9 protein-coding genes are annotated in these 11,315 nt (G+C 47.0%); 5 read left to right on the top strand and 4 right to left on the bottom strand.

Annotation, left to right across the window (positions count from 1 at the left end; translation table 11 throughout):
• Positions 1-114: 114 nt before the first annotated feature.
• A complete protein-coding gene (locus tag A918_RS0100265) occupies positions 115-2,139 on the bottom strand; it encodes a thioredoxin domain-containing protein (protein ID WP_022709113.1) in 2,025 nt (674 codons plus the stop codon).
• A 91-nt stretch (positions 2,140-2,230) separates the two neighbouring features.
• Between A918_RS0100265 and mnmE the strand changes: the two genes are divergently transcribed.
• From mnmE to A918_RS0100240, 5 genes are all read left to right on the top strand, one after another.
• Entirely contained in the window at positions 2,231-3,559 is a 1,329-nt protein-coding gene (mnmE, locus tag A918_RS0100260) for a tRNA uridine-5-carboxymethylaminomethyl(34) synthesis GTPase MnmE (protein ID WP_022709112.1), read from the top strand.
• A gap of 219 nt (positions 3,560-3,778) precedes the next feature.
• On the top strand, positions 3,779-5,674 hold the full coding sequence (mnmG, locus tag A918_RS0100255) for a tRNA uridine-5-carboxymethylaminomethyl(34) synthesis enzyme MnmG (protein ID WP_028233186.1): 1,896 nt from the start codon (positions 3,779-3,781) through the stop codon (positions 5,672-5,674).
• A complete protein-coding gene (rsmG, locus tag A918_RS0100250; protein WP_022709110.1) occupies positions 5,671-6,303 on the top strand; it encodes a 16S rRNA (guanine(527)-N(7))-methyltransferase RsmG in 633 nt (210 codons plus the stop codon). The genes mnmG and rsmG overlap by 4 nt, the downstream gene beginning before the upstream one ends.
• Positions 6,304-6,357: 54 nt before the next feature.
• Positions 6,358-7,158: a ParA family protein gene (locus tag A918_RS0100245; RefSeq protein ID WP_022709109.1), complete on the top strand. Its 801-nt coding sequence runs from the start codon at positions 6,358-6,360 to the stop codon at positions 7,156-7,158.
• A gap of 51 nt (positions 7,159-7,209) precedes the next feature.
• Entirely contained in the window at positions 7,210-8,088 is an 879-nt protein-coding gene (locus A918_RS0100240) for a ParB/RepB/Spo0J family partition protein (protein ID WP_022709108.1), read from the top strand.
• A 58-nt stretch (positions 8,089-8,146) separates the two neighbouring features.
• Here the strand turns inward: A918_RS0100240 and holA are convergent, their stop codons facing one another.
• The 3 genes from holA to A918_RS0100225 form a co-directional block, all read right to left on the bottom strand.
• Positions 8,147-9,193, bottom strand: a complete 1,047-nt coding sequence (gene holA / locus A918_RS0100235) for a DNA polymerase III subunit delta (RefSeq protein ID WP_022709107.1) — start codon at positions 9,191-9,193, stop codon at positions 8,147-8,149.
• Positions 9,194-9,301: 108 nt separating this feature from the next.
• Positions 9,302-10,096 (bottom strand): ABC transporter ATP-binding protein, encoded by a 795-nt coding sequence (locus A918_RS0100230; protein ID WP_022709106.1) that lies wholly within the window; start codon positions 10,094-10,096, stop codon positions 9,302-9,304.
• Positions 10,093-10,974, bottom strand: coding sequence for an ABC transporter permease (locus A918_RS0100225; protein WP_022709105.1), 882 nt, complete (start codon positions 10,972-10,974; stop codon positions 10,093-10,095). The genes A918_RS0100230 and A918_RS0100225 overlap by 4 nt, the downstream gene beginning before the upstream one ends.
• Positions 10,975-11,315 lie beyond the last annotated feature (341 nt).

Raw genomic sequence — 11,315 nt, 5'->3', positions numbered from 1 at the left:
GTTTTTTGTTTAGAGCATTTCACAGTCAAGTTGGATCAACTTGACGGCTGTGATAATGCGACCAAATAAAGAATCTAGAGCATGCGCTGTGTTTCAATCTGGAAATAAACCGCTCTAGAGCAGTTTCTCAAGATCAGCGGCATCATAGACCGGCGGTAAACAGACCTGATTGCGGCACAGAATGGCACAGGAGCGTTCGCCAGCCAGAGACAGGAAAGAAGCCCATTGCGGCTGCTGTGAGGCTTGGCTACGGCTTAGAATGATATCTGTACGGCAAGGATCAGCATGACGTGATGCACAGCGGTATAAATCGTCATCTTTATTCTCAATAATCAGCACCAGCTTAACCGGATCAAGCAGTTGCACTGAGGCATTGAGAATTCCTGCCTGTCCATAAGCCATATGTTGACTGCGCCCTAAGGCACGTTCTGCAAGCCTGTTGGCCTTTTTAAAAAGCTCTTCATTCTCAGCTATCAACGCCAGTCTTTTACAGGCTTCAATAATCTGGCTGGTGCTGCTTGGAATAGCTTCATCCTGATCGCCAAAAAGATAGAAAATGACATCAGCATTATCTAGCGCTGTCAGCCGGTAATCCCCATTCTGATCGAGATGATGCTGATTAAGTGAGATCAATAATGCTTTGGCATCATCGATATAGTCTTGCTGCGGATCAGCCTGATAAAGCGACAAGGCCGCATTGATGAGCGCTGCATAATCAGAGGACAGGGCAGGGAGCTTTGATACAGTCTGTGACCAGACATGTCTGATCGCAGCGCCTTGCTGAGGATATACTGTGCGATAGGTTGTTTTTGCGAGTTCCAGCCAGTCGGTACGTTCAAAAACACGGGCAGCTTCAGCCAAAGCACGAATGAAATAGGCATTCCAGTCTGTCAGACATTTTTCATCGCGGCCGGGTCTGGTTCGCTGATTTCTGATGCCAAGCAGTTTTTCCCGCATTGGTTTTAGGATTTCATCTTCTTTTTGGTTGAAATTTAGCATATCCAGCTGATGAAGAATATTGCTGTCTTCCCAGTTTCCAGCAGAACTGACATTGTATTTTGTGATGAACTCAGGAGCATCTTTGCCGAGAATGCTCTCTATTTCTGACTGATCCCAGATATAAAATTTGCCTTCAACACCTTCGCTGTCAGCATCAAGTCCGGAGGCAAAACCACCATCCGGCAAAGCCATTTCAGATGACAACCATTGAATAATTTCTTCGATTCGAACCCGAAACAATGGATCTTGTGTGCTGCTCCATGCCCACAGACACTGCCGGATGGTATGCGCATTATCATAAAGCATCTTTTCAAAATGCGGCACGAGCCAGAATGCATCAGTGCTATAGCGGGCTAAGCCACCGGCGAGGTGGTCATAAATACCGCCATTGAGCATTTTCTCAGTGCTGAGAATAAACAGATCATGATGTTGTTGCTGCTGACTGATTTTCCATGATGTCCAGAGCATCGACATGAACGGAAAATTCGGAAATTTAGGTTGTCCGCTGAGACCGCCATAAGTCGTATCAATACGTCTGGCTATTGTATCAGCATAGCGTTGGAAAGCGCTTTCATCATTCTCAGCAGGTTTAGCATCCGGTGTTAAAACAGTCTGCAAATGTGTTTTAAGCGCTGTCACATTGCCGCTAATCCGCTCGCGGTCATTCTTCCATAAAGTGCCGAGGCTTTGAAGAATATCCATAAAGCCGGGCAGACGACCATTGGCATGTTTTGGAAAATATGTGCCACCCCAAAAAGCATCCCCCTGCGGTGTCAGAAAAATAGTCAGCGGCCAGCCACCTTGCTCTCCCATGGCTGTGAGGGCTGACATATAAATCTGGTCAATATCCGGTCGTTCTTCCCGATCCACCTTAATATTGATAAAATGCTCATTCATCAGTTGAGCAACTTGCTCATCTTCAAAACATTCATGTGCCATAACATGGCACCAATGGCAGGCAGAATATCCGATCGAAAGCAAAATCGGCTTGTCATGAAGACGAGCGCGTTCGAGCGCTTCATTGTCCCAGAGCTGCCAGTTGACCGGATTTGCACTGTGCTGTTTCAAATATGTGCTGTTCGCTGTATGAAGGCGATTAGAGCTGGCATTGTTTTGTGTCGGGCTTTGCGTCGGGTTCATGGCTTTGCCTTTCCGATTTTCAAGCCGATACAGTAGTGCTTCAGGCAGCTAAAGAACGGCAATCATTCTCTTAACTTGTAACGGATTTTCGATGTCAGTGCAGTCTTTTCATCACGATACTATTTTTGCGCTTTCAAGCGGGCGTTTGCCTTCAGGCGTGGCAATTATCAGATTATCAGGCCCACAAACTCGATTCATTACCGAAACTATCATTGGAAAATTACCAGAAGCGCGAAAAGCCGTATTCAGTAATCTTAAAAATAAAACAGGCGAAGTTTTGGACAGCGGTCTGACACTCTTTTTTGAAGGCCCAAAGAGCTTTACCGGAGAAGATTGTGCGGAATTTCATATTCACGGCGGAATTGCTGTGGTGGAAAAATTTCTGGAAAGCCTGTCAGAATTTGAAAAATGCCGTTTAGCCGAAGCCGGAGAATTTACGCGTCGCGCATTTGCGAATGGCAAGATGGATTTGACGATGGCCGAAGGGCTGGCCGATCTGATTTCCGCTGAGACAGAAACGCAAAGACGTTTAGCGCAGCAAGTTGCTTCCGGTGCGCAACGCAATCTCTACATGGACTGGCGGCAAAAACTCATTCAGGCGCGTGCATTTATCGAGGCGGAACTTGATTTTGCCGATGAAGGCGATGTGCCGGGGTCAGTATCGGATCGCGTCTGGAGTGAGATGCATGATCTTACCAAATTTATTGAAAAACATATTGAAGATGGCAAACGCGGATCGATGCTGCGTGACGGTTTTCATATAGTCATTATTGGCGCACCGAATGCCGGAAAATCCAGTCTGATGAATTTATTGGCAGCACGTGATGTGGCTATTATTTCTGATGAAGCCGGCACAACGCGCGATCTGCTTGAAGTGAAGCTAAATCTGAATGGCGTTGCAACTTATGTTACAGACACAGCCGGTATTCGGGAAACCTCCGGTAAAGTTGAACAGATTGGCATTCAGCGCGCTATGGATAAAGCTGCCGAAGCTGATTTGATTTTATACATAGAGGATATATCAAATCCCATCACGGTAGATATTTCTGAGTTCCAGACAGATATCTGGACTATTGGAAACAAAGCCGACCTTAAATCTGAAACCATACCAAACTATGATTATTTGATTTCGACCAAAAATAATGAAGGCATCAACAATCTTCTAAACAGGTTGAGTGCTTATATTTCAGAGAAAACAAAACTTCAAAACGATGTCGTTCCGACGCGCCGCAGACATATTGATTTATTAAATCAATGCAAATCTGAAATTGAGAAAGCCGTTAATTCGAAAACCCTACCACTGGAATTAAGAGCAGAAAATCTACGCATCGCCTCTCAGCACCTTGGAAAAATTACCGGCGATGTAGACGTAGAGGACATTCTCGATCTCGTATTCTCTCAATTCTGTATCGGAAAATGATTCACGTGAAACAAATTTCATGATATAGCCTGATTAACAATCAGAGATGTTTCACGTGAAACATTCTGTGGAATCTAAAAACACAATTTGACTCGACTGAATTATTCTGAGTCGACAGATTCCCGCTTCTGAAATTCTTGTACACTCTTGAGTTATGTGTTCCCTTTTCAGAGAGAACATGAGAATGATGATTCACGTGAAACCAAACAAGTTTTGGATATGATTATGACAGGTTTTTACGACGTCATTGTTATTGGTGGTGGTCATGCCGGTACAGAAGCTGCCGCAGCATCAGCAAGAACCGGCGCTAAAACTGCTTTAGTAACGCATCATTTTGATACGATCGGTGTTATGTCCTGTAATCCTGCTATTGGCGGATTAGGAAAGGGACAACTTGTCCGTGAAATTGATGCGCTTGATGGCTTGATGGGCAAAGCTGCCGATCAGGCAGGTATTCAGTTTCGTTTGTTGAACCGTCGTAAAGGTCCTGCTGTTCGTGGCCCGCGCACTCAGGCGGATCGCAAATTATACCGTCTGGCTATTCAAAGCTTCATCAGAGAACAGCAAAACCTGACTGTTATTGAAGGCGGTGCGGCAGATATTCTCGTTGAAGATGGTGTAGTCAAAGCTGTTCAACTCATGGATGGTACAATTATTAATTGTGCGTCTGTTGTGCTGACAAGCGGAACATTCTTGAATGGCCTTATTCATATTGGTGAGAAAACTATCCCTGCTGGACGCATGGGTGAAAAACCGGCACTGGGACTATCTGAACGTTTGATTGGTCTTGGCTTTGCTTTAGGTCGTTTGAAAACCGGTACGCCTTGCCGTATTGATGGCAAGACGATTGACTGGGCAAGTCTGGATAAACAATCAGCAGATGAAGATCCGGTTCCGTTTTCAATGATGACGGATAAGATCACAGTACCACAAATTGATTGCGGAATTACACGGACAACGGATGCGACGCATCAATTGATCCGTGATAACATCCATCGCTCGGCAATGTATTCAGGGAATATTGAAGGCATTGGCCCTCGTTATTGTCCGTCGATTGAGGATAAAATCGTCAAGTTCGGTGACCGTGACGGGCATCAGATTTTTCTTGAGCCGGAAGGTCTTGATGATGATACTGTTTATCCGAATGGTATTTCGACCAGCCTGCCGGAAGATGTGCAGCTTGATATTTTGAAAACCATACCCGGATTGGAGCATGCCAAGATGCTGCAGCCAGGCTATGCTATTGAATATGACTTTATTGATCCGCGCGAATTGCAGCGCAGCCTTGAAACTCGTCGGGTTAAAGGTCTGTTCTTAGCTGGCCAGATTAATGGTACAACCGGTTATGAAGAGGCCGGAGCACAAGGCTTACTCGCTGGCTTGAACGCTTCCAGACATGCCGGTGGCAGTGAGCCTGTTATTCTTCAGCGTACAGAAGCCTATATCGGTGTTATGATTGATGATCTGACAGCGCGTGGTGTTAGTGAACCATATCGCATGTTTACATCGCGTGCAGAATTCAGACTTTCACTTCGTGCAGATAATGCCGACAGTCGTTTAACGCCTTTGGGTGAAAACTGGGGGCTTATTGGTTCAGCGCGGCAAACACGCTTCAACGAGAGAAAACAAGAGCTGGATCAGGCGAGGGAGCTTGCTCAATCTTTGTCCATTACACCAAATGCTGCTGCTGGTTTTGGTTTGAATCTCAACAAAGATGGGATTCGTCGCACGCTTTATGATCTGCTTTCCTATCCGGATATTAATCTCGAGCGTCTCACAGAAGTCTGGCCGGAGCTTTCTGGTTTGTCTTCTGCGACAAAAGAGGCACTGGAAATTGAAGCGCAATATTCCGTTTATCTGGATCGCCAGACAGCCGATATTGCTGTGATGGAACGTGAAGAGCAGTTAATTATACCACGATCAATCCAGTTCTCGACAATTTCTGGTCTGTCCCTTGAATTGAAGCAAAAGCTTGAGAAGCGTCAGCCTTCAAATATTGCAGAAGCGCAAAGAATTGAGGGGATGACGCCTGCTGCGATCGCATTATTGATAACACATATCCGCAGACATGGTATTGCACAGGATATTTCGGGTAATTTGGCAAAACCAGCATGACAAAAGATAAATATTTTGATTCACTGAAACAAATATACCCATCTGTTTCACGTGAAACAGCCGATGATTTGATTGGTTTTGAAACGCTGTTCAAAAAATGGTCCAAAGCAATCAATCTGGCTTCGCCGAATACACTGGAAACACTGTGGGAACGACACATTCTTGATAGTGTTCAGCTTTTTAAACTGGCACCTCAAGCAAAGCAGTGGCTGGATTTAGGATCAGGCGGCGGTTTCCCAGGTGTGGTTTTGGCAATACTGCTGAAAGAAACCGGCGGTTCAATAAGACTGGTTGAGAGTAATAGTAAGAAATCAGCGTTTTTGAGAAATGCATTGGCTCAGTTCCAGACGCGCGGACAGGTTGTGAATGCCAGAATTGAAAGCTGTTATCAGCAAATTCAGGTTCCGGAAATCATCACTGCCAGAGCCTTGGCTTCGCTGGACAAGCTGTTTGAACTGACAGAACCGTGGATGACAAAAGGTGCTAAGGCTTTGTTTCAAAAAGGGCGGGACTATCAGCGTGAAATTGATGAAAGCCTGCTGAACTGGAAATTTGACCTTGTACGACATGGAAGCGCAATAGAAGCGGATTCAGTCATTCTGGAAATCAGTAATTTACAACGCCGTTGAATGGCAATGACATTGAATGAGCATTGAAAACGGAAGTTATTCGGGACAATTATTATGAATAACAGAACACGGATTATAACGATCGCGAACCAGAAAGGCGGAGTGGGAAAAACCACAACGGCTATTAATCTGGCGACTGCTTTGGCTGCAATCGGTGAAAATGTATTGATTGTTGATCTCGATCCGCAGGGCAATGCCAGTACCGGACTTGGAGTAGACCGTAAAAATCGTCCATTGTCATCTTATGATGTGCTGACGCAGAATGCTTCTGTGCCGGATGCAGCAATTGCGACTGATGTACCAAATCTTTATCTGGTTGCATCGACGCTGGATTTGCTCGGTATTGAAATGGAAATTTCCCATGCACCGGACAGAACCAGACGTTTGCGCGATGCACTGCGCTTTGATTCAGGTATTGCCGATCATTTCAGCTATATTCTGATTGATTGTCCGCCGTCACTCAATCTTCTGACATTGAATGCAATGGCTGCCGCAGACTCTGTTCTGGTGCCGTTGCAGTGTGAGTTTTTTGCTCTGGAGGGTCTGAGCCAGCTGCTCGAAACCGTCAATCAGGTACGCAATTCGCTTAATCCTGAATTGTCGATTCAGGGGGTTGTCCTGACTATGTATGACAGCCGAAACAATCTGGCCAATCAGGTTGTTGATGACGTGCGTGCCTTTATGGGCGAGAAGGTTTACCGGACTGTTATTCCGCGCAACGTGCGGGTATCGGAAGCACCGTCTCATGGTAAACCGGCTATTCTTTATGATCTGAAATGCGCGGGAAGTCAGGCCTATCTTCAGCTGGCATCCGAAGTGATCCAGCGGGAACGCCAGCTTCGTACCGCAGCATGAAACTGACTATTCGATTCGACTACGTAACAATTTGCAGAAAGCATTCAACTGATGAACGATGATCCTTCAAAAAAGCGTCTTGGTCGCGGTCTGGCAGCTCTGATTGGGGATATCGACCGGCCTGTGGAAGAACGCAAGGCACCGGTTCCGCATGAACGTTATGTGCCTATTGAATTTGTAAGCCGTAATCCGCGCAACCCGCGTCGCATTTTTACAGAGGCTGAACTCGAAGATCTGGCACAATCCATTCGTGAACATGGCATTGTGCAGCCGATTGTCGTGCGTCCGGCACCGGAAAATCGTGAGCATTTTGAGCTGATTGCCGGTGAACGCCGCTGGCGTGCGGCACAGCGTGCCGGTTTAACCGAAATTCCGGTTATTATGCGCGATGTGGATGATCGCGTTGCTCTTGAGCTGGCAATTATCGAAAACGTTCAGCGTGCTGATCTGAACCCTGTTGAAGAAGCAATGGGTTATCAGCTGCTGATTGATGAGCATGATTATACGCAGGCCGATCTGGCGCAGGTTATCGGCAAGAGCCGCAGTCATGTTGCAAATACGTTGCGTCTTCTTAAACTGCCGACAGAAGTGCAGGGACTGATCAATGATGGTGCTTTGACTGCCGGTCATGCGCGCACACTGATTACAATGGAAAATCCTCAGGCTGTTGCAGAACGCATCGTCAAAGAAGGTCTGTCAGTCCGTCAGGTTGAGGCTCTGTCTCAGGCTGAGAGCAAGGGTATTCCGGCGGTTAAGCCAGAACGTGCACCGGTAGAAAAAGATGCTGATACACGGGCATTAGAAAAGCTGCTTTCTGATGTAACCGGTATGAAAGTTGAAATTAATCATCGTGATCGTGGTGGCGAAGTTCGCATCCGTTATAGTTCTCTTGAACAATTGGATGAAATTTGCCGCCGCTTGCAAAGCTGATTTACTAAGAAATAAAAGAAAAGCCGGTCTGAGTACCGGCTTTTTTATTATGATGAAATCAACGTCTTTGTTTATTTCTTATTGCTTCTACTGTCAGAGCAATAAAAGCCTGTCTGATGATTGCTGTTGACAGGGTCGCATTCTGTCGGCTTTCAAGAACTGTGCGCTGAAGCCTGTCAGTCACCTTGTTGAGCGCTGCAACGCTCCAGAGTCCTAAAGCCGTCTCAACCAGCTTTTTACGGGCGAAGAAAATCGGTGGTTTTGCAGAATTGACAACAAGTCCTGCCGGTACATTTCCTGTTTCCATAGCATAGCGCAATGTCTGTAATTGGCTGAACTGGCGGATAGCCGAATTGACGAGCAGGAAAGGGTGGGTGCCGGTATTGACTACGCGGTCAAAGGCAATGTTGAACTTTGGCAGATCACCAATCAGAACAGCGTCGATCACCTCATCCTGAGAAAGAGCGGCGACATCGCCGACAGATTCCCGCACATCTTCAAGTTCAATACGCTGCTGGCCGCGCGCATAAAGGCAAAGCTTTTCAAGTTCACCGCGTGTGGCCAGACGGTCGCCACCAAGGCTCAGGCGCAGAAACTGACGGGCATCATTGGAAATTTGCAAATGATTGGCTTGCAACACATCGTCGATTAAACCGTCAATGCCGCGCGCATCATCGCTATAGCAGGGCAGAGCCATGGCTGTGGAGCCGTTTTCCACATTGGTGCGCAGTGCTGCACCTTTTTTCAGATCACCGGCCTCAACCAGAATATAGGTGTCCTGAGGTGGTTCTGAAATCAGGTTTTTAACGGCCTCAGCCAGATTTTTTTGTGCCGAAGCATTTTTAATCCAGATCAGACGATCTCCGCCGAACATGGAAATTGTTCTGGCTTCATCGATCAGGCGGGCAGGGTCTTTGTCTATTTCATCCGCTTCAATCCGTAAAACCGCAAACGGATCATCGAGAGGCAGGCCGGTCAATTTGGCGAATTTTGCGCCGCGCTCACTAACAAGACCTTTGTCGGGACCATAGAGCAAGACTACCGTTCCGGTTTGAGCCGGACGCGCGAGAAACCCGTCAACTTCATGTGCTTTTTTCTGTGCCATATGTCTGCTTACAACAAAGGCAGCTAAAGTGAAATCCGTGTTTCAGCTTTCAAATAAAAATGCCGCGGGATGAGCGCGGCATTTTCAAGTTTCAGATGACAGAGCTATTTATTGGATCAGCAATGCATCATCATCCAGTGTTTCACCACGTACTTTTTTGAACATATCAATCAAGTCTTTAACAGTGAGGTTCTTACGCTCATCGCCGGAAACATCGAGAATGATATTACCGCCATGCAGCATGATTGTACGGGTACCGTAATCAAGTGCCTGCTGCATGGAGTGGGTCACCATCATCGTCGTCAGCTTATTTTCACTGACCAACTTGGCTGTGAGTTTCATGATGAAATCTGCCATGCCCGGATCAAGCGCAGCCGTATGTTCATCAAGCAGCAAGACTTCAGATTTTGTCAGGGTGGCCATGATGAGAGACAGTGCCTGACGCTGACCACCGGAGAGCAGATCCATACGATCCTGCACACGGTTTTCCAGACCGAGATTAAGCCCTGCAATGCGTTCGCGGAACAGTTCACGACGCTTATGATTAAGCGCATGGGACAGGCCACGCTTTTGTCCGCGCATGGCTGCGAGGGCAAGGTTCTCTTCGATCGACAATGCACCGCAGCTGCCGGTCAGCGGGTCCTGAAACACGCGTGCTACCATGGAGGCACGGTCAGCGGTCGATTGTTTGGTGACATCTTTATTGCCGATCAGGATTTTTCCTTCAGAGGCCTGAACATCACCGGCGAGGGCACCGAGCAGGGTTGATTTACCTGCACCATTGGAACCGATTACAGTAACAAATGTGCCTTCTTCAATCTTCAGATTGATGCCGGAAAGTGCCTGTTTCTGCAGTGGTGTGCCACGTCCGAACACAACACCAAGATTTGAGACTTCAATCATTTGGAGGCTCCTCCGCGACGAAGGCGTGGCAGAATAAGTGCCAGTGTGACCAGTACGGCTGTTGCCAGATTAAGGTCAGACGCTTTGAGCCCGATGAAATCACTGCTCAGCGCCAGCTGGATGGCGATACGATAAAGTATGGAACCGATGATACAGCCGATCAGCGCCCAAAGCAAAAAGCGCGTGCGGAATAATGTTTCACCGATAATTACTGCGGCAAGACCGACAACAATTGTACCGACACCGGAGGTGACATCTGCAAAGCCGTTTGTCTGGGCAAATAATGCGCCGCCAAGAGCCACCAGAGCATTGGACATAGCCATGCCGAGATAAATCTGACGATCGGTTTTCACGCCCTGTGCGCGTGCCATACGCGCATTGGTACCGGTTGCACGCATGGCAAGACCGATATTGCTCTCCAGAAAACGCCAGATGAGCAGGGCGGCGATGATAACAAGAACGCCAACAAAAAGCGGACGCACATAATATTCAGGAACACCTAATCCATAAAAAGGTGAGATCATTGTATCCTGATTAATCAGAGCGACGTTCGGCTTGCCCATCACACGCAGATTGACTGAGAAAAGCGCAGTCATGGTAAGGATGGAGGCCAGAAGATTAAGGATGCCGAAGCGGATATTCAATGTTGCGGTTACAAGTCCGGCAACAGCGCCTGCCATCATGGCAATCAGCGCGGCAAGCCACGGATTAACACCGGCAATAATTAAAACAGCAGTAACAGCGGCGCCGAGTGGAAAGGAACCATCCACAGTCAGATCTGGAAAATCAAGCACACGAAACGACAGATATACGCCGAGGGCTACAAATGAAAAGACCAGACCTAATTCGACCGCACCCCAAAAAGCGATCAGACTCACAATAATGTTCCTTCGGCTTGTGCAGACGGCCGGCACTCTCAAACAGGTCAATCACAGTTCTGTTTTGACCGTCTGATAATACGGGGCAGCCTGCCTGTTGAAATCTGAGTATCTTTTGTTTTGCGGTCTGTGCCGGATTTAAAAGATACAAAGGAGATGATCCGGATATTGAGGTCTTAAAAATTGAACCCGAATATCCGGATGATGAAAAACCGGTAAAGCAGCTTTACCGGCTAGAGCATAATTCCTTAAACTTGAATCAGCTTAAGGTAAAATTATGCTCTAATTTTAAAGTGTTAGAGCGAGTTTTGTGTGCCAAGTCTGGCACACGGCGCTCTAGA

It is taken from the genome of Pseudochrobactrum sp. AO18b, assembly GCF_000409565.1.
GTDB classification, from domain to species: Bacteria; Pseudomonadota; Alphaproteobacteria; order Rhizobiales; family Rhizobiaceae; genus Pseudochrobactrum; species Pseudochrobactrum saccharolyticum.
This window is presented reverse-complemented; position numbering and strand designations above follow the sequence as displayed.